This is a genomic window from Mesorhizobium sp. Root102, assembly GCF_001425625.1.
GTDB lineage: Bacteria > Pseudomonadota > Alphaproteobacteria > Rhizobiales > Rhizobiaceae > Mesorhizobium.
Genome location: NZ_LMCP01000005.1, coordinates 77,273 through 95,839, shown reverse-complemented (window position 1 = coordinate 95,839; position 18,567 = coordinate 77,273). Strand labels below are relative to the sequence as shown.

Annotated in this window: 14 protein-coding genes; 11 read left to right on the top strand and 3 right to left on the bottom strand. The window is 62.8% G+C overall.

Annotated features, from left to right (window positions below; genetic code table 11):
* The first annotated feature begins 121 nt into the window (after positions 1 to 121).
* The 9 genes from ASD12_RS07010 to ASD12_RS32840 all read left to right on the top strand — a co-directional run bounded on the left by ASD12_RS07010 (position 122) and on the right by ASD12_RS32840 (position 11,290).
* Positions 122 to 1,375, top strand: a complete 1,254-nt coding sequence (locus ASD12_RS07010) for an MFS transporter (RefSeq protein WP_056583276.1) — start codon at positions 122 to 124, stop codon at positions 1,373 to 1,375.
* Positions 1,376 to 1,397: 22 nt separating this feature from the next.
* A complete protein-coding gene (locus ASD12_RS07005) occupies positions 1,398 to 5,177 on the top strand; it encodes a nitrate reductase subunit alpha (RefSeq protein ID WP_056583274.1) in 3,780 nt (1,259 codons plus the stop codon).
* Positions 5,174 to 6,706, top strand: a complete 1,533-nt coding sequence (narH, locus tag ASD12_RS07000) for a nitrate reductase subunit beta (protein WP_056583272.1) — start codon at positions 5,174 to 5,176, stop codon at positions 6,704 to 6,706. The genes ASD12_RS07005 and narH overlap by 4 nt, the downstream gene beginning before the upstream one ends.
* 10 nt (positions 6,707 to 6,716) lie before the next feature.
* Positions 6,717 to 7,340, top strand: coding sequence for a nitrate reductase molybdenum cofactor assembly chaperone (narJ, locus tag ASD12_RS06995; protein WP_056583270.1), 624 nt, complete (start codon positions 6,717 to 6,719; stop codon positions 7,338 to 7,340).
* A gap of 18 nt (positions 7,341 to 7,358) precedes the next feature.
* On the top strand, positions 7,359 to 8,078 hold the full coding sequence (narI, locus tag ASD12_RS06990; protein WP_056583268.1) for a respiratory nitrate reductase subunit gamma: 720 nt from the start codon (positions 7,359 to 7,361) through the stop codon (positions 8,076 to 8,078).
* Positions 8,075 to 8,794, top strand: a complete 720-nt coding sequence (locus ASD12_RS06985; protein ID WP_056583266.1) for a peptidylprolyl isomerase — start codon at positions 8,075 to 8,077, stop codon at positions 8,792 to 8,794. The genes narI and ASD12_RS06985 overlap by 4 nt, the downstream gene beginning before the upstream one ends.
* Before the next feature lie 234 nt (positions 8,795 to 9,028).
* The gene (locus tag ASD12_RS06980) at positions 9,029 to 10,390 is read left to right on the top strand and encodes a hypothetical protein (protein WP_056583265.1); all 1,362 of its coding nucleotides are present in this window, start codon (positions 9,029 to 9,031) and stop codon (positions 10,388 to 10,390) included.
* Positions 10,391 to 10,414: 24 nt separating this feature from the next.
* Complete coding sequence (locus tag ASD12_RS06975; protein ID WP_056583263.1) at positions 10,415 to 10,939, top strand: DUF2249 domain-containing protein; 525 nt, start codon at positions 10,415 to 10,417, stop codon at positions 10,937 to 10,939.
* 99 nt (positions 10,940 to 11,038) lie between these two features.
* On the top strand, positions 11,039 to 11,290 hold the full coding sequence (locus ASD12_RS32840) for a DUF1858 domain-containing protein (RefSeq protein ID WP_082525294.1): 252 nt from the start codon (positions 11,039 to 11,041) through the stop codon (positions 11,288 to 11,290).
* Here the strand turns inward: ASD12_RS32840 and ASD12_RS06970 are convergent.
* The 3 genes from ASD12_RS06970 to ASD12_RS06960 all read right to left on the bottom strand — a co-directional run bounded on the left by ASD12_RS06970 (position 11,256) and on the right by ASD12_RS06960 (position 14,103).
* The gene (locus ASD12_RS06970; RefSeq protein WP_056583262.1) at positions 11,256 to 11,960 is read right to left on the bottom strand and encodes a Crp/Fnr family transcriptional regulator; all 705 of its coding nucleotides are present in this window, start codon (positions 11,958 to 11,960) and stop codon (positions 11,256 to 11,258) included. The genes ASD12_RS32840 and ASD12_RS06970 overlap by 35 nt on opposite strands.
* Before the next feature lie 574 nt (positions 11,961 to 12,534).
* Complete coding sequence (locus ASD12_RS06965; protein WP_056583260.1) at positions 12,535 to 12,978, bottom strand: pseudoazurin; 444 nt, start codon at positions 12,976 to 12,978, stop codon at positions 12,535 to 12,537.
* Positions 12,979 to 13,257: 279 nt separating this feature from the next.
* Positions 13,258 to 14,103 (bottom strand): ferritin family protein, encoded by an 846-nt coding sequence (locus ASD12_RS06960; protein WP_056583258.1) that lies wholly within the window; start codon positions 14,101 to 14,103, stop codon positions 13,258 to 13,260.
* 145 nt (positions 14,104 to 14,248) lie between these two features.
* On the opposite strand from ASD12_RS06960, the gene ASD12_RS06955 reads away from it, so the two are divergent.
* The gene (locus ASD12_RS06955; protein ID WP_244482765.1) at positions 14,249 to 16,615 is read left to right on the top strand and encodes a NosR/NirI family protein; all 2,367 of its coding nucleotides are present in this window, start codon (positions 14,249 to 14,251) and stop codon (positions 16,613 to 16,615) included.
* A 24-nt stretch (positions 16,616 to 16,639) separates the two neighbouring features.
* Positions 16,640 to 18,565 carry a TAT-dependent nitrous-oxide reductase gene (nosZ, locus tag ASD12_RS06950; RefSeq protein ID WP_056583253.1) on the top strand — a complete coding sequence of 642 codons (1,926 nt, stop codon included), beginning with the start codon at positions 16,640 to 16,642 and terminating at the stop codon, positions 18,563 to 18,565.
* The last annotated feature ends 2 nt before the right edge of the window (positions 18,566 to 18,567 follow it).

Genomic DNA, 18,567 nt, shown 5'->3' with positions numbered 1-18,567 from the left:
ACGCGGTGGGACCTGGGTTTGGTGGGCGATTCCGGTTTGTACTTGCATTTGCGCTAAGAACTGGGATGATCGCGATGCGATATTTTTCGGAACAACCTAGGAATCGGAGCCGGAGGCTTGGATGCCCAGGCGAGGAAGCGCCGCGGTATTGGTTGTCAGCACGTGGGCCTTCACGGCCTGCTTTGCCGTCTGGATGATGTTTGGCGTGATCGGCATCCCGATCCGCGAGCAACTCGGGCTCAATTCGCTCGAATTCGGTCTTCTGACCGCCATGCCGGTGCTGACGGGGGCGCTGTTCCGCTTGCCGCTTGGCATCTGGACCGACCGTCTCGGCGGCCGACGCCTGATGCTGGCACTGCTTCTCGGCTGCGCCGTTCCGGTGTGGATTTCCTCCTATGCCACTGCGCTGTGGCATTTCCTGCTGCTCGGCTTGGCGCTCGGGCTGGTGGGAGCCTCCTTCTCGGTAGGCACGCCCTATGTCGCGCGGTTCTTTTCCAAGGAAAGGCGCGGCTTCGCCATGGGCTTCTTTGGAGCAGGCACGGTAGGCGCGGCCCTCAACATGTTCGTGGCGCCGTGGCTTATCAACGCCTATGGCTGGCAGATGGTGCCCAAGGTCTATGCAGTCGGCCTGGTCGTGACGGCCGGAGTCTTCTGGATATTCTCGGCGCCGGATACCGCGCGGACGGCGACTTCGCCATCCATGCGGTCACAGCTTGCCGTGCTGCGCGATCCGCGAGTGTGGAAATACTGCCAGTATTATTCCATCGTCTTCGGCGGCTTTACGGCACTGTCGATCTGGATGCCGCAGTATTTCAAGTCCGAATATGGTCTGACCATCGCGCAGGCCTCGCTGCTGGCGACCTGTTTTGCCTTGCCGGCCGGCGTCTTCCGCGCATTCGGCGGCTGGCTTTCCGACCGCTTCGGCGCGCATGCGGTGACATGGTGGGTGCTGTGGGTCGCCTGGATCTGCCTTTTCCTGCTTTCCTATCCGAAGACCGAGCTGACCATCCATACGGTCAGCGGCCCGGCGAGCTTCGGCCTAGCCCTGCCGGCCTGGTTCTTCACCGCGCTTCTGTTCGTGCTCGGCATCGCGTTCGCCTGCGGCATGGCCTCGACCTTCAAATATGTCGGCGACGACTTTCCGGAAAACATGGGCGCGGTGTCCGGCATCGTCGGCATGATGGGCGGCCTTGGCGGTTTCCTGCTGCCGATCATGTTCGGTGCCATCCTCGATCGGCTCGGCGTCAATTCGAGCTGCTTCATGCTGCTCTACGGCATCGTCTGGGTGTCACTGACGTGGAACTATCTGACAGAGGTGCGGCGCGCCCCGGTCATGGGCGAGGGGGCCGCACAGCAGAAGGCTTCGCAAAACTGACGCCGACAAAAGGAACAGCCGTATGAGCCACTTCCTGGAACGCCTGACTTACCTGTCCCGCCGCCGCGAGACCTTTGCCGATGGCCATGGCGAGTTGCGCGACGAGGACCGCATGTGGGAGGAGGGCTACCGACAGCGCTGGCAGCACGACAAGATCGTACGTTCCACTCACGGCGTGAACTGCACCGGTTCGTGCTCGTGGAAGATCTACGTCAAGAGTGGCGTCGTCACCTGGGAAACACAGCAGACGGACTATCCGCGCACGCGGCCCGGCATGCCCAACCACGAGCCGCGGGGCTGCTCGCGTGGCGCTTCCTATAGCTGGTATCTCTATAGCGCCAGCCGCATCAAATATCCGATGGTGCGCGGCCGTCTGGTCAAGGCCTGGCGCGAGGCGCGCAAGACGCTTGCGCCGGTGGAGGCCTGGGCCTCGATCGTCGATGATCAAAAGGCGGCGAAATCGTACAAGGCGATGCGCGGGCGCGGCGGCTTCGTGCGCTCGACCTGGGCGGAGGCCGTTGAGATCATCGCCGCCGCTAACGTGCATACGGTCAAGGCCTTCGGTCCTGACAGGGTCGTAGGCTTCTCACCAATCCCGGCCATGTCGATGGTCTCCTATGCCTCCGGTGCGCGCTATTTGAGCCTCATCGGCGGCACGCTGCTGTCCTTCTACGACTGGTACTGCGACCTGCCGCCGTCGAGTCCGCAGACCTGGGGCGAGCAGACCGACGTGCCGGAATCGGCCGACTGGTACAACTCCGGCTACATCATCGCTTGGGGATCCAACGTGCCACAGACGCGCACGCCCGACGCGCATTTCTTCGTCGAGGCGCGCTACAATGGCACCAAGGTCGTGGCCGTGACACCCGACTACGCCGAGGTGGCGAAACTGTCCGACCTCTGGCTGCATCCCAAGCAGGGCACGGACGCGGCGCTCGCCATGGCGATGGGGCACGTCATCCTCAAGGAGTTCTTCCTTGACCGACAGGTGCCGTATTTCCAGGACTATTGCCGGCGTCTGACCGACCTGCCGATGCTGGTGCGGCTGCGGAAGGACGGTGACCGCTTTGTGCCCGACCGCTATGTCCGCCAGAGCGATCTCGCAGGCGGGCCGAAATCGCGCCGCAAGACACCGAAAACCGATCGCGCCGCCTGGAAGACCGTGGCCTTTGCCGAGGATAGCGGCGATCTCGTCGTCCCGCAGGGCTCGATAGGCTATCGCTGGCCTTCGGACGGCGAGGAAAAGGGTCGCTGGAACCTCGAGGAGAAGGACGGCGAGACGGGCAAGGAGGTGCGACTGGGGCTCAGCCTCATAGATCGGCGCGACGACGTGCTGCCGGTCGCCTTCCCCTATTTCGGCGGCACGCCACATCCGCATTTTTCTGGAAACGACCAAGGCGGCGACGTGTTGATGCGCAACGTGCCGGTACGTCGCGTCAAGCTGGCGGACGGCGAGGCCCATGTCGCCACCGTCTTTGATCTGCTCTGTGCCAATTACGGGCTTGACCGCGGGCTCGGCGGCGACTGCGCCAAAAGCTTTGACGACAATGTGCCCTATACGCCCGCGTGGCAGGAAAAGATCACCGGCGTATCGATTGCGCACGCCGTCGACGTGGCGCGCGGCTTCGCGACAAACGCAGAGAAGACCAAGGGTCGCTCGATGGTCATCATCGGCGCCGGCATGAACCACTGGTACCACCAGGACATGGGCTACCGCTCGATCATCAACATGCTGATGATGTGCGGGACAGTCGGAGTCTCGGGCGGCGGCTGGGCGCATTATGTCGGGCAGGAGAAACTGAGGCCGCAGACAGGCTGGACCATGCTCGCCTTCGCGCTCGACTGGGTGCGGCCACCGCGCCACATGAACGGCACCTCCTTCTTCTACGCGCATTCCGACCAGTGGCGCTACGAGAAGCTGGACGTGGCCGAGCTTCTGTCGCCGCTTGCCGATCCCGCGCCCTATCGCGGCAGCATGATCGACCTCAACGTCAAGGCCGAGCGCATGGGCTGGCTGCCCTCGGCGCCGCAGCTCAACGTCAACCCGTTGGCGCTCGCGACCGAAGCCGAGAACGCGGGCGTCGGTGTCAAGGACCATGTCGTCGCCGGCCTGAAATCCGGCAAGATCGGCATGGCCTGCGAGGACCCGGACAATCCGGTCAATTTCCCGCGCAATCTATTCATCTGGCGTTCGAACCTGTTCGGATCGTCCGGCAAAGGGCACGAGTATTTCCTGCGTCACTTCCTCGGCACGCGCCACGGATTGCAGGGCAAAGACCTCGGCGAGGAAGGCCGCGAGAAGCCGCGCGAGGTGGCCTGGCGCGACGCCGCACCCGAAGGCAAGCTCGACCTTGTGGTCACGCTCGACTTCCGCATGTCGACGAGTTGCCTCTATTCGGACATCGTGCTGCCGACGGCCACCTGGTACGAGAAGAACGACCTCAATACCTCCGACATGCATCCTTTCATTCACCCGCTGTCGGCGGCCGTGGATCCGGTGTGGGAGGCGAAAAGCGACTGGGAGACCTACAAGGCGATCGCCAAGCGCTTTTCCGAACTGGCGGAAGGCCATCTTGGCGTCGAACGCGACGTGGTGCTGACCCCCATCCAGCACGACACGCCGGCGGAGCTTGCCCAGCCGTTCGAAGTACAAGACTGGAAGAAGGGCGAATGCGATCTTGTGCCCGGGGTCACCGCACCTCAGCTCAGCGTGGTCGAGCGCGACTATCCCAATACATACCGCCGCTTCACGGCGCTTGGGCCGTTGGCCGACAAACTCGGCAACGGCGGCAAGGGCATTTCGTGGAACACCGAAACCGAGGTGAAGGGACTCGGCGACCTTAACCATCGTGTCAACGACGGCGGACCGACCGATGGACGGCCGCGCATCGACACCGACATCGATGCTGCCGAAACCGTCATGTATCTCGCGCCTGAAACCAACGGCGAGGTAGCGGTGAGGGCTTGGGAGGCGCTCGGCAAAATCACTGGGCGCGACCACACCCATCTTGCCAAGACGCGCGAGGACGAGAAGATCCGCTTCCGCGACATCCAGGCGCAGCCTCGCAAGATCATCTCCTCGCCGACCTGGTCCGGCATAGAGAGCGAGCATGTCTCCTACACGGCCGGCTACACGAACGTGAACGAGCTGATCCCGTGGCGCACAATCAGCGGCCGTCAGCAATTTTATCAGGATCACCGCTGGTTCCGCGATTTCGGTGAAGGCTTGGCCGTCTACCGTCCGCCGATCGACACCCGTACCGCAGTCGCCATGCTTGGCAAGAAGGCGAATGGCGAGAAGGAAATCGTACTCAATTTCATCACCCCACATCAGAAATGGGGCATCCACTCCACCTACACCGACAACCTGATCATGCTGACGCTGTCGCGCGGCGGGCCGATTGTGTGGCTTTCGGAGACCGATGCGAAGAAGGCCGGCATCGTCGACAATGATTGGATCGAACTCTTCAACCTGAACGGCGCGATCGCGGCGCGCGCGGTGGTCAGCCAGCGCGTCCAAGAAGGCATGTGCATGATGTATCACGCGCAGGAAAAGATCGTGAACGTGCCCGGTTCGCAGATCACCGGCCAGCGCGGCGGCATCCACAATTCGGTGACGCGCACGGTGCTGAAACCCACCCACATGGTGGGCGGCTACGCGCAGCTTTCCTACGGCTTCAACTATTACGGTACGGTCGGCTCCAACCGAGACGAGTTCGTGGTGGTGCGCAAGCTCGTCAAGGTCGAATGGCTCGACCGCTCCAACCCTGTCGACCCGATTGCCGAGGAGACCGCATCATGAAGATCCGCGCGCAGATCGCCATGGTGCTCAACCTCGACAAGTGCATCGGCTGCCACACCTGCTCCGTCACCTGCAAGCAGGTGTGGACCTCGCGCCAGGGCATGGAATACGCCTGGTTCAACAATGTCGAGACCAAGCCCGGCATCGGCTATCCCAAGGACTGGGAGAACCAGGAGCGCTGGAACGGCGGCTGGAAGCGGAAAAAGAATGGCAAGATCGTCCCGAAGCAGGGCGGCAAGCTCGCCGTTCTGGCCAATATCTTCGCCAATCCGAATCTGCCCGAGATCGACGACTACTACGAGCCCTTCACCTTCGACTACGAGCATCTGCAGAAAGCGCCGGAACTGCCGACCGCGCCCGTCGCCCGGCCGCTGTCCCTGGTCACCGGCAGGCCGATGGAAAAGATCGAATGGGGGCCGAACTGGGAGGAGATCCTCGGGGGCGAATTCGACAAGCGCTCGCAGGACTATAATTTCGAGGCGGTGCAGAAGGACATCTACGGCCAGTTCGAGAACACGTTCATGATGTATCTACCGAGGCTCTGCGAACATTGCCTGAACCCGAGCTGCGTCGCCTCATGCCCCTCCGGCTCGATCTACAAGCGCGAGGAGGACGGCATCGTCCTCATCGATCAGGACAAGTGCCGCGGTTGGCGCATGTGCGTGTCCGGCTGTCCCTATAAGAAGATCTACTACAATTGGACCTCGGGGAAAGCGGAGAAGTGCATCTTCTGCTATCCTCGCATTGAGGCCGGCCAGCCGACCGTCTGCTCGGAGACCTGCGTCGGCCGCATTCGCTATCTCGGCGTGCTTCTCTACGATGCTGACGGCATCGAGCGGGCGGCATCCGTCGAGGACGAGCAGGACCTCTACGAAGCGCAGCTCAAGCTGTTCCTCGACCCGAACGACCCGGCAGTGATCGAGCAGGCTCGAGCAGATGGCATCGCCGACAACTGGATTGAGGCAGCAAGGCGCTCCCCCGCCTACAAGATGGCGGTGGACTGGAAGATCGCCTTTCCGCTGCACCCCGAATATCGGACATTGCCCATGGTCTGGTACGTACCGCCGCTCTCGCCCATCCAGTCGCATGCCAATGCCGGTGCCATCGAGACGGTGGGCGAGATCCCCGACGTGCGCTCGTTGCGCATCCCCGTGCGCTATCTCGCCAATTTGCTCACTGCCGGCGCCGAGGCGCCGGTCGTATCGGCCCTGGAGCGAATGCTGGCGATGCGCATCTATTTCCGTCAGCGCCAGCTCGGAGAGGGCGACGGCGACGCGGTGCTGGCGCAGGCGGGGCTTTCGGTCGCGCAGGTCCAGGACATGCACCGCTATCTCGCCATCGCCAATTATGAGGACCGCTTCGTCATCCCGACCAGCCACCGCGAGGAAGCCGAAGACGCGTACGGGCTGAAGGGCTCATGCGGCTTCACCTTCGGCAATGGCTGCGATTTCGGCCCGCCGCATTCCTCGCTCTTCGGCGGCAAGATGGGGCGGCGCAAGCTGAACCCAGTGCGACCACTCGATACGTGAGGCACGTGCCATGCTGATCTTCAAGGCGTTCAGTGCCCTGCTTTCCTATCCGGACGCCGAGATGCGCCAGGCGCTGCCTGAGATCGCCGAGCTGATGCGCACCTCGCCACTGCTGGCCACACGCGAGCGTGAGGACCTGCTTCGCCTTCTCGCCGAGATCGACGAAGACGACCTGCTTGCGGCGGAAGAGCGTTATGTCGATCTCTTCGACCGGGGGCGGGCGCTGTCGCTACATCTCTTCGAGCACCTGCATGGCGACGGCCGGGATCGGGGTGCCGCGATGGTCGAACTGAAGGCACTCTACGCCGCCGCCGGTTTTGAGCTCACCGCTTCGGAACTGCCGGACTACCTGCCGGTCGTGCTCGAGTATCTGGGCCAGCGCGACATGGCCGAGGCGCGCGAACTGCTGGTCGACTGCAAGGCCATTCTGGCCTCCATCTGCCGCGCGCTGCTGGCCCGGCAAAGCAGCTATGCCGCTGTCATCCAGGCACTGCTCGCCATCGCAGGCGAGAAACCCGTCGATGCGGCCAGCGTGAAACCGGTTCGCGAACCGGCGGAAACGCTCGACCGCGACTGGGCCGAGCGGCCCGCTTTTGCCGATGCCGACACGGCCGGCGGCGGCTCCACAACTTGAGAAGGAAGGAGGCTCTTCATGCTCGCCAATTCCTACGTGAACACGCTTCTCTTCGGCGTCTATCCGTATATCTGTCTCGTGGTGCTCCTGATCGGCAGCCTCATCCGCTTCGACCGCGAGCCCTACACCTGGAAGAGCGATTCCTCGCAGATGTTGCGCAAGCGCGAATTGAGGCTCGGCTCCAATCTCTTCCACTACGGCGTCCTTGTCGTCATCCTCGGCCATTTCGCGGGTTTCTTGGCGCCGCACTGGGCGGTCGACTGGGCGCTGACGCCAGTCGCGCACCAGCTTCTTGCCATGGTGGTCGGCGGCATCGCCGGCCTCGTCGCCATCGTCGGGCTGACGATCCTCATCCATCGCCGGCTCGCCGATCCGCGTATCCGGTTGAACAGCCGCAAATGGGATATTGCCATCACCCTCATGCTTTGGCTGCAGCTTGCGCTTGGCCTGCTCACCGTTCCACTGTCGGCCTTCCATATGGACGGCGGACTGTTCGAGACACTGACGAGCTATGTGAAGGGCATTGTCACGCTTGACGGCGGCGCTGCAACACTGATGATGGGTGTGCCGCTTACGTACAAGCTGCACATCCTGCTCGGCTTCACGATCTTCCTCGTCTCGCCGTTCACGCGCATGATCCACATCTGGAGCGGGGCGGGCGCACTGTCCTACCTATTTAGGCCCTACCAGATCGTTCGCACGCCCAAGACCCGCGCCCAGGAGCCGACCCGGCCATGATCCTGTCGGTCAACGGTTTTGCGGTGACGGTGGACGCCGGTCAGCCGGCTGAGCTTGCAGCCGCGCGCGAGCTTTTGCGGCAACGTGCCATCGCACTCGCCCTGCTGGAGCCGGCGACCGAGGACGATGAGACGGTCGAGGCGGCGATTGAGGCCTTGCTGGAAAAGGAGGTGGTGACGCCCGTTCCGACGGACGCCGAATGCCGCCGGTATTACGAGCGTAACCCGGCCGAGTTCGAAAGCGGCGATCTGGTCAATGTTCGTCATATTCTGTTTCAAGTGACGCCGCAGGTGAACGTGCCGCATATGCGGGTGCGGGCCGAACAAGCGCTGAACACGCTGCTTGCCGAGCCAGACCGCTTCGCGGCGCTTGCCGCCGAGCTTTCCAACTGCCCGTCAGGAGAGCAGGGCGGCAATCTCGGCCAGGTCGGGCGCGGCGACATGGTGCCGGAGTTCGAAAAGGCTGTCTTCAAGTTCGGAGCGTCCGGAATTCTTCGCGACCTCGTCAAGACACGCTATGGCTTCCACATCGTGGCCGTGGATCAGCGCATCCCAGGCCGCAAGCTTCCGTTCGATGTTGTCCAGGAGCGGATCGCCGAGCGTCTTCGGTCACAGGTGGAGGAAAGGGCGCTGCGCCAGTATGTCAGCGTTCTGGCCGGACAGGCCGAAATCGAAGGCGCACATATCGAGGCAAGCGCATCGCCGCTGGTCCAGTAGGCTCGACCCTTCCGCCGAAGAGAAAATGCTTCGCTCGCGAACAAGTTTGCGTTTGGACAAAGTCCATTGAGACAGGTCGGGTAAGCTTCCTGTTGAGGTGCTCGACTGGATATAGATATCTCTTTGCAGCGCGAGCACCCCGAACCGCAAAGGGCTCCGTCGCCGGAAAGCCACAGCGAAGTTTCGACGGTTTTGATGCGTTGTCCGTCATGGAGGCGCTGCGAGGAAACGGCCATGATAGGCACCGCGCTATCGCGCTGGACAATGTCATATTTCACCGTAGCGTTGGCCTTTCTTGTCGGTGCCCAGATGTTGATGGTCGCCGGCTACGGCTTCCCTGCGGTGGCGGTGGAGGCGCCAGAGACGCTGGTCCTCGTGCACATGGTTACGATCGGCTGGCTTAGCATGCTGATGTGCGGCGCGCTGTTTCAGTTCGTGCCGGTGCTGATCGCGCAGCCTTTACGCGGGGAACGGTTGGTGTTGCCCGCCTTGATATGTCTTTTGACCGGGCTCGCCTCTCTTCTGGCGGGTTTCCTGCAATTGGCCGGCGTCTTCGATACCGGTATTCCTCTGCTCGCCCTGGCAGGCACGCTTCTGCCTGCCGGATTTCTGCTCGTCGCCGGCGTGCTCGGCGGCACGCTCTGGCGCGCGAACCTGCAGCTTCCCGCGCGTTTCGTTGCCGTGGGTTTGGGATGCGTGCTCGTCACGGCCATCCTCGGCGCGCTCTTCGCGTTGCTGCTTTCGGGCTTTCTTCCTGCGCTGGCGGTGATCGACTTCCGGACGCAGGCGCTTCCTGTCCATATCGCCGTTGGACTTGGCGGATGGCTGAGTTTCACGGCGATCGGCGTCTCCTACCGCCTTTTGCCCATGTTCATGCTGTCGCCGGACCGGGAGCGCGCCAGCAGTCGTGTGTCCTGGTGGAGCGGGGTCGTCGCACTGCTGCTGACCGTGCTGGCCTCGCCAATCGCCGCCTTTCTGGAAAAAATGGGCCTTGCTGCCGCAGTCAGCCCGGCGACGAGGCTGGCGGTGGCACTCGGGATGGCTGCCCTCGTCCTTTACGGCCTCGATCTTGCCTTCTTCTACCGTCACCGCAAGCGCCGTACCATGGAATTGAACAGCCGCGCGGCCCAAGGTGCCTTTCTGGCACTCGCTTTGTCAGCGATTCTGCTGCTTGCCCTGCTGGCGACCGGAACGCTGGAACGCCATATCGGCGCGCTGCTCTATCTCGTCGCCTTCGGCTGGCTAACTGGACTGGGACTCTCGCAGCTCTACAAGATCGTGCCGTTCCTCACGTGGCTGGAATGCTATGGCCCGGTCATGGGCAGGAAGCCTACTCCGCGAGTACAGGACCTCGTCATGGAACGCCGTGGCTGGATCTGGTTCGCGCTCTATTTCCTCGGCGTGCTGGCCGGCACGGCAACCCTGCTTGTCGACCAACCTGGCTTGTTTCGCGCCGCAGCCGCCGCGACGCTGCTTGCGACGCTGGCCATTGTCGCCGAACTCGTCGTGGCGCGCCGTCTCGCCAACGTACCGGATGACAAGCGCCTGCCCGAAGGCGCGTCGCGGCCACGACTTTTCCTCCCCGCCCCCCATTGATGGCGAAATGAACTGGAGATAGCGATGACTCTTCCTTACTACGATGTCGACGTCAGGCCGATCCTGCGAGAAGGCGGGGAACCTTTCAGTGCCATCATGGCGGCGGTCGAGGCGCTCGCACCTGGCCAGAGCCTGCGCCTGCTTGCTACCTTCAAGCCGATCCCCCTGTTTCATGTCCTGGGCAGTCGTGGCTTTGAACCGGCGGCGCGCGAGATCGGCAATGGCGACTGGGAGGTGATCTTCACGCCGGTCGGCCAGCAGCCTGACCCCGTGGAAGCTGAACAGGCGCCAGCGGTTGATGGAACCATCCCGACCAGCGAGACCTGGCCCGCGCCCGTCGTCGAACTGGACAATCGCAACCTCGAGCCACCTGAACCGATGGTGCGGACGCTGGAAGGGGTCGAGGCGCTGTCGCCCGGACAGACGCTGGCAGCACTGCTGCCGCGCGAGCCGATTTTCCTTTTCGAGGAACTGCAATCGCGCGGCCATCTCTGGCGCGGAGCCTTCGAGCCCGACGGACACTATCGCGTCTTGATCCGGCGAGGCTGAGCGAATGACGCTGGCTCCGCGCCGGAGTTTGTCGAGGCGCAAAGAACCGCCGCCGTCCATTGCCTTAGGGTTGACCGACTTCGGAAGCGGATGACGACGATGGAATCTTTGATTGATGACGATATGACCATGGACCAGATCATGCGCAGATGGCCGCTGACCATCCGAGTGGTCATTCGCAGCGGCATGCTGTGCGTTGGTTGTCCCATTGCATCCTTCCATGGGGTTGCTGACGCCGCCCGCGAGCACGGATTGGATGAAGATTTGTTGCGCAGCGATCTGGAAACCGCTGCATCCTCGGGCAGTTCGGCGTCGCCTATGTCTTCTGCGTCCGACCTTCGGCCAGCATGAGCAGGCGATGCGGCTCCACGACAGTCACTTTCTGGCGGCCGCTTCTGACCAATCCCTTTCCTTCCCAGGCGCTCATAAGGCGGCTGACCGTGTGCAGCGTCGTTCCCGTCATCTCGGCGATGTCCTGGCGGGAAATCGGAAAGTCGATCATGAGACCCTCCTCCGTCTTTCTTCCAGTCTGGTTCACCAGCTTGAGGAGGGCATGGGCCACTCTCCGGTCGACGTGCTCGGTTGACATTTCGACCACACGCGTGTGGGCATCCTGAAGCCTGTTGCCGACGGTCTTGTAGGTGCTGGCACCAAAGCTTGGATAAGCGGAGGCGAATTCCGACCACAGGCTGCTAGCCCATGCCAGCACCACACAGTCGACCGCGGCGATGGCGCTGGCTGGATAGGTGATGCGGCCAAGGGCCGTGGCTATGCCCATCAGTTCGCCAGGACCGATGTAGCGCACGGTGACCTCTCCGCCCTCTGCCGTACTCTTGACGACGCGGATATGGCCATCCAACAACAGGAAGAAGGAATGGGCATCGCCCTCCTGCTCGAAGACGGCCCGGTTTCTTGCAATACGAAGCGAGCGGGCCTGGCCAACCATGCGGTCGAGTTCAGCCGGGGTCAGCCCCTCAAACGCCGACAGGCTGGCGATCAGTGAGCGGTCAAGACGAGTCATCTTTATTTTCCGGCTTTGGCAGTTTTGCGCTCCAAGTAACATGTCACGCGAACGACTTTTGCTGCAAGTCATTCGTGCTGCGGCCTAATACCCGGAAGGATTTCGCCGCGATCTTGAGTGGCACTCATCCAGCCTCGTGCTGGCGTGGATGCGTCGGTTCCCCGAAGTGCCCACAACTGCGGCACGCGTGTCGTAACTGGCCGACATCGCGGGGGTACATGTCCAGCATCCTTCGTGACTGCAGGAAGGGCGGCTGCGCTGCCGGTCTTGCCACGGACAACCTCGTCATCCGGCTGGCACGCGACAGACGCGCTGCTGGCTATGCTCAGAATGCAGTGACCAACCAATGCAGGCCTGACAATGGCCAACGGCGTGGCATTTCTCCGGTCCGTGGCAAATATGGCGTGTGCCTTCAGGGAGCCGTGTCCGGGGCCGGGGAACCTTAGGATGGAGTCCCGGGCCAATTGCCTGCCCTCGTGCGCGACATCGCAATCCCGCATTCCTGTATGGGTGACGGGATGCGCAAAGACCGCCGCCGGATGAGCCGGAGGCGGCCAAAGCGGTGAGTGTCGGCTCAGTTGCTTGCCGGGACCTTCGACAACAGATCGGCAAACACGGTTTTGGCCTTGCCAGGCTGCTTGACGGCCTTGGCTTTTTCCAGGTTGACGGGCTTGCCGACGACGATCAGCGCCACCATGCCCATGCCGTAGTGCGGGACGCATTTGATGCCGTAGACGCCTTCCTTGTCGACCGTGAGAGTGACCGGCTTGCTGATCTCGCCCTTGAAGGACTGCGCGCCGTCCGGGATCATACCGTCGATGCTGGCCGCGTCATGGCCCTTGTCAGTCGGGACGAAAGTCACCGTGTCGCCGGGGGCTGCTTCGATGTAATTCGGCTGGAAGACCATGACGCCGTGCTCGCCCTTGTTGAGCAGCTGCACTTGATGGTCGGCGGCCTGGGCTACGCTTGAGGCGACAAGAGTCGCGAACGCTGCCGCTGCGATGGTTGCGTATTTCATGATCTAACTTTCCTTCTTCTACGGGATGAACACCGCGCTGGTACCTACCGTGGCCCAGGGAGGTTCACTTTGTTGCAGCGCAAACTGGCGTGAGATTGTTCTTTTCATTTTTCGATGGGCGATCGAGGACGAGCTTGAACGACGCCACGACGCGTTGCGCCAACTGACGCGGACGTGCCCCGGGGACCGGCGATGACTTCGGCTTGCCCGGCAAGCCGCGGTCTGGAGGTAAAATGATTTGGCATAGTGACGACCCGACGCAGACTGTCGGGTTCCCGCCTATTTCCCTGCAAGGGTCCGGACGACAGCAAGGCGCTTGACGGCGATGGTGGCAAGGGCCTGCGCCCGATCCCGGGCGGCCTGCGAAGGTAGCTGTTCGCCGGCGTCGATATAGTAGTCAGCCAACCACTCGCAGAGCGCATCCAGGGCTCTCGGCGGCGACGGCCCAACCTGCGCGGGGTCCTGGAGAGGATCCGATGCGAGATCGAGGGAGATCATGCGCGCCTCAAGGGCGAGATCCCGGTATTCGCTTCGATCCTCGTTCCTGTCAGCATATTCCTCAAGGCGCTGGCAGACCTCCATCTCCAGGCCGGGCAGATCATGGGGTTCGCGGACTGTCGGCCCCAGACGCCGATCCTTGAAAAAGGCTTTCCGTCGCTCGCGCCGCAGCGTTTTCGCGTGCTCGAGCTCTTCGCGCGCCATCCGCTCGGCAGCCTCCCGGATTTCCAGCGACGCGCCATGGGCAGCTATATAGGACCAGAAGGCGAAAGCGCGCTCCTCGTTTCGGACGGCGATCGCAAAAGAACGGTAGGCGTCCACAAGTTCGGGCGAAACCAGCCCTATTGCCTCATCGTCGAACACATCCTGCGGCATGGCGTCGGCCGGCACAACTTCTCGCGATTGGCGGCTGACCTGACGCGACCAGCTCACAACCATATCGATATGCCCAGTTTCCTCGCGGACGAGACGATCGAATACATCGGCCAATTCCATCCGGCCGACCGAGCGCATGCGCTCGGCCAAGCCTGCGTACCGGTCGGCGGACTCCTTCTCCATCGCCAGCGCGACGGCAAGAAGCTCGTCCATCGACCGGATTGAGGTCGGTTCGGACGTCAGACGGGACATGGGACAGCTTTCCCTCGCTTAAGCGCTTAGTCGTACCATCTTCCTCGGCGCATTTGTTTGCGTTTGATCAAAGAACCATCCGGCAAAACCACCGACATGTGCGTCCTGAGACCGGTTGCGCCTGGAGCGGCCGGAGAGGAAGCGCATGCCTACAGGCACATTCATGCACAGAACCGATCGAGCCGCATCGCGCCATGTCGGCGCCCGAGCGCGGCGCGCGCTGGCATTCGTACTGGCGGCATTCATACTGCTCGCCCTTTCCATGCCTCAGAGCCGTGCGGACGAAAGCCTGCAGCACTTTATTTCCGGCACGCGGCCGGGGGAGCTGATCCAAGGCGCGGATGCCTATGGCGAGATGTCGGGAAGCCCGCCATTGGTGCCGCTCCTGTCCAGCGGAAAGCCGGTCGGCTACGCCTATCTCAACACCGACTTCTCCAGCGCCGTAGGCTATTCAGGCAAGCCGATCCGCATCCTTGTCGGGATCGACCCCAAGGGGGTCATCCGCGGCATCAAGCTGGTCGAGCACAAGGAACCCATCGTCCTCATAGGCATCCCGCAGGAAAAGGTCGTCGCGGCGCTCAATTCGCTGATCGGCAAGGACCTTGGCCGAGTCGCTGCTGGTCAGGAACAGCTGCCGCAAGTGGACATCGTCAGCGGCGCGACCGTCACCGTCCTGGTGATGAGCGACAGCGTCGTGCGCTCGGCCGTGAAGTTGATCCGCAGTGGCCGTCTGGCGGAAACCGGAACGTTGGCCTCCGGCGCGCCAGTCACCCCGGCGAAAACAGTGGATGCGACCGTTTCTGAAGTCCACGACTGGAATACCCTGCTTGGCGACGGCTCGGTGCGAAGCCTGCGCCTGACTGTGGGCGAGGTAACCAAGGCGTTCGCCGATTCCGGCCATCCGGAGGCCGCCGCGCGACCGGAGACGGGCAATGCGGACGATCGCTTCATCGATCTCTTTATCGCGCCAGTCAGCGTGCCCACCATCGGCCGCAGCCTCCTGGGCGATACCGCCTATGAGCGTCTGCAGAAGTCGCTCAGACCCGGCCAGCAGGCGATCGTGGTGGCCGGAGACGGCGCATATTCCTTCAAGGGCTCCGGCTATGTGCGCGGCGGCATCTTCGATCGCATCGAGCTGTTGCAGGGCGGGCAAGGGGTGCGCTTTCGCGACCGCAACCATACGCGTCTCGGCGACCTCGCGACCAAGGGCGCGCCGCACCTGCGCGAGATTGCGCTATTCACGGTGCCGGACGAGTTTCCGCTCGATCTTACCGAGCCGTGGGCGCTGCAACTGCTCGTCCAGCGCAGCTATGGCGCTCGCGACAAGGCGACCTTACCCTTCGACCTCGGCTACACCTTGCCCCATCGCTACCTGAAGGCGACGTCCGCGCCACCGCAGACAGCACAGCCTCCTCGGCAGCCGCAAGCGGCCGCACCTGGGCTGGCGGCTGGCACGCAGGCGGCCGCCGAGCCCGCCGGACAGGGCTCAGCGGACGAAGAACCGCTGTGGGTGAAGATCTGGAAGCTGAACACTGTCAAAATCGGCATCACCGTCGTCGCCCTCCTGGTGCTCACCGCCATCTTCTTCTTCCAGAACTGGCTGGTGCGTCGACCACGCCTGTTCGCCTGGGTGCGGCGGGGCTACCTTCTGTTCGCGCTGGTTTGGCTCGGCTGGTACGCGAACGCCCAACTTTCCGTCGTCAACGTGCTGACCTTCATCAATTCGCTCCTGACCGGTTTCAGCTGGGAATTCTTCCTCACCGCGCCGCTCATCTTCATCCTTTGGGCGGCGGTGGCCGTGGGCCTGCTGTTCTGGGGCAGGGGGCCTTTCTGTGGCTGGCTGTGTCCATTCGGCGCGCTGCAGGAACTGACCAACAACATCGCGCAATGGCTGAAAGTCCCACAGGTCAAGCTGCCCTTCGGCCTGCACGAACGCCTGTGGCCGATCAAGTACATGATCTTCCTAGGCCTGTTCGGTCTGTCGCTCTATTCCGTGTCGCTGGCCGAGACTTATGCCGAGGTTGAGCCGTTCAAGACGGCGATCATCCTGAAGTTCGCACGCGGCTGGCCTTTTGTCGCCTTCGCGCTGGCGCTGCTGGGAGCCGGCCTCTTCATCGAGCGCTTCTACTGCCGGTACCTGTGCCCGCTGGGCGCGGCCCTCGCCATTCCCGGCCGAATCCGCATGTTCGAATGGCTGAAGCGCTATCCCGAATGCGGGTCGCCATGCCAGCGCTGCGCCAAGGAATGCCCGGTCGAGGCGATCCATCCCGAAGGGCAGATCAATGTCAACGAGTGCATTTACTGCATGCACTGCCAGGAACTCTACCACGACGACCACCGCTGTCCGCACATGATCCAGGTGCGGCTGAAGCGGGAGAAGTTCGAGGCGCTGTCATCGCCCACAACGCGGGCCCCCGCCAAGCCGGGCAAGGGGCCGGCAAGACCGCCGGTCATCACCCACAAGGGTTTGCCGATAAAAGTTCCCGAAGACGACACAAACCCAACAGGCTGACAGGCCAACCAAAAGGAGAAGGACATGTCGCAGGAAGACCAGGACAGGAAGACGATCCTGAGCAGGCGCCAATTGCTGGGTACGACGGCGGCGATAGCCGCGGCGGGGGCTGCCGGCGTAGGCGGTGGACTGGCGCTGAACGGAGGCGTGGTTTCACGGGCGGCAGCCAGCGAGAAGGGCGGGCAGGAATTCGAGGTCAAGCCCGGCGAGTTGGATGAGTACTACGTTTTCTTCTCCAGCGGCCAGACGGGCGAGGTCCGCATCATGGGCGCGCCCTCGATGCGCGAGATGATGCGCATCCCTGTCTTCAACCGCTGCAGCGCCACCGGCTGGGGCCTGACCAACGAGAGCCGCAAGATCCTGACCGAGGGTCTGCTGCCGGAGACTGTTGAATTCCTGAAGGACCGCGGCGGCATCTACCTCAATGGCGATCTGCACCACCCCCACCCCTCCCAAACGGATGGGACCTACGACGGCCGCTACTTGTTCGTCAACGACAAGGCCAACACGCGCGTCGCCCGCATCCGACTCGACGTGATGAAGTGTGACAAGATCATCCAGCTGCCGAACCAGCATACGGTGCACGGCTTGCGCGTGCAGAAATATCCCAAGACCGGCTACGTGTTCTGCAATGGCGAGGACCGCGTGCCGATCCCCAATGACGGCAAGATCCTGGATGACAGCAAGCAGTACCATTCCATTTTCAGTGCCGTGGACGGTGAGACGATGAAGGTCGCCTGGCAGGTGATGGTGGACGGCAATCTCGACAATGTCGACGCCGACTACCAGGGCAAGTACGCCTTCTCCACCTGTTACAATTCCGAGGAGGGCGTCAACCTCGAGCAGACGATGGCGAAGGAGCAGGACTGGATCGTGATCTTCAACCTGAAGCGCATCGAGGACGCGGTGAAGAGCGGGGACTACAAGGAAATGGGAGGGGTGCCGGTCATCGACGGGCGACACGGCTCGCCCTACACCCGCTACGTGCCGGTGGCGAACAGCCCGCACGGCATCAACACCGCGCCGGACGGCATCCATGTGGTGGCCAACGGCAAGCTGTCGCCAACGGTGACGGTGTTCGACGTGCGCAAGTTCGATGACCTTTTCGACGACAAGATCAAGCCGCGCGACACGGTGGTGGCCGAGCCGGAACTGGGGCTCGGGCCGTTGCACACGGCCTATGATGGTCGGGGCAACGCCTACACCACGCTGTTCATCGACAGCCAGATCTGCAAGTGGAGCATCGAGGACGCCAAGCGCTCATTCGCTGGCGAGAAAGTCGACCCGATCCGCCAGAAGCTCGACGTTCACTATCAGCCCGGCCACAACCATACCTCCATGGGCCAGACCAAGGAGGCGGACGGCAAGTGGCTGATCTCGCTGAACAAGTTCTCCAAGGACCGTTACCTCAACGTCGGCCCGCTGAAGCCGGAGAATGACCAGCTCATTGACATTTCCGGTGACCAGATGGTGCTGGTGCATGACAGCCCGAGCTTCGCCGAGCCGCACGACGCGACCCTCGTCCACCGCTCGAAGATCAACCCGATCAGCATCTGGGACCGAGCCGATCCGTTCTTCGAGGATGCGGTCAAGCAGGCGAAGGCCGACGGCATTGACCTGATGGTGGACAGCGAGGTGATCCGCGACGGCAACAAGGTGCGCGTCTACATGACGTCCTCGGCGCCGGCCTTCGGGCTGGAGAGCTTCAGCGTCAAGCAGGGCGACGAGGTCACGGTCTACGTTACCAACATCGACGAGGTGGAGGACCTCACCCACGGCTTCGCCATCGTCAACTACGGCATCAACATGGAGGTGGCCCCCCAAGCCACGGCATCGGTGACGTTCAAGGCAAGCAAGCCCGGCGTCTACTGGTACTACTGCTCGTGGTTCTGCCACGCCATGCACATGGAGATGCAGGGCCGCATGTTCGTAGAGCCACAAGGCGCCTAGGA

Bases quoted from the DNA above. Each gene is read 5' to 3' on its own strand.
- ASD12_RS07010 (WP_056583276.1), top strand. From the start codon at position 122: ATGCCCAGGCGAGGAAGCGCCGCGGTATTGGTTGTCAGCACGTGGGCC.
- ASD12_RS07005 (WP_056583274.1), top strand. From the start codon at position 1,398: ATGAGCCACTTCCTGGAACGCCTGACTTACCTGTCCCGCCGCCGCGAG.
- narH (WP_056583272.1), top strand. From the start codon at position 5,174: ATGAAGATCCGCGCGCAGATCGCCATGGTGCTCAACCTCGACAAGTGC.
- narJ (WP_056583270.1), top strand. From the start codon at position 6,717: ATGCTGATCTTCAAGGCGTTCAGTGCCCTGCTTTCCTATCCGGACGCC.
- narI (WP_056583268.1), top strand. From the start codon at position 7,359: ATGCTCGCCAATTCCTACGTGAACACGCTTCTCTTCGGCGTCTATCCG.
- ASD12_RS06985 (WP_056583266.1), top strand. From the start codon at position 8,075: ATGATCCTGTCGGTCAACGGTTTTGCGGTGACGGTGGACGCCGGTCAG.
- ASD12_RS06980 (WP_056583265.1), top strand. From the start codon at position 9,029: ATGATAGGCACCGCGCTATCGCGCTGGACAATGTCATATTTCACCGTA.
- ASD12_RS06975 (WP_056583263.1), top strand. From the start codon at position 10,415: ATGACTCTTCCTTACTACGATGTCGACGTCAGGCCGATCCTGCGAGAA.
- ASD12_RS32840 (WP_082525294.1), top strand. From the start codon at position 11,039: ATGGAATCTTTGATTGATGACGATATGACCATGGACCAGATCATGCGC.
- ASD12_RS06970 (WP_056583262.1), bottom strand. From the start codon at position 11,960: ATGACTCGTCTTGACCGCTCACTGATCGCCAGCCTGTCGGCGTTTGAG.
- ASD12_RS06965 (WP_056583260.1), bottom strand. From the start codon at position 12,978: ATGAAATACGCAACCATCGCAGCGGCAGCGTTCGCGACTCTTGTCGCC.
- ASD12_RS06960 (WP_056583258.1), bottom strand. From the start codon at position 14,103: ATGTCCCGTCTGACGTCCGAACCGACCTCAATCCGGTCGATGGACGAG.
- ASD12_RS06955 (WP_244482765.1), top strand. From the start codon at position 14,249: ATGCCTACAGGCACATTCATGCACAGAACCGATCGAGCCGCATCGCGC.
- nosZ (WP_056583253.1), top strand. From the start codon at position 16,640: ATGTCGCAGGAAGACCAGGACAGGAAGACGATCCTGAGCAGGCGCCAA.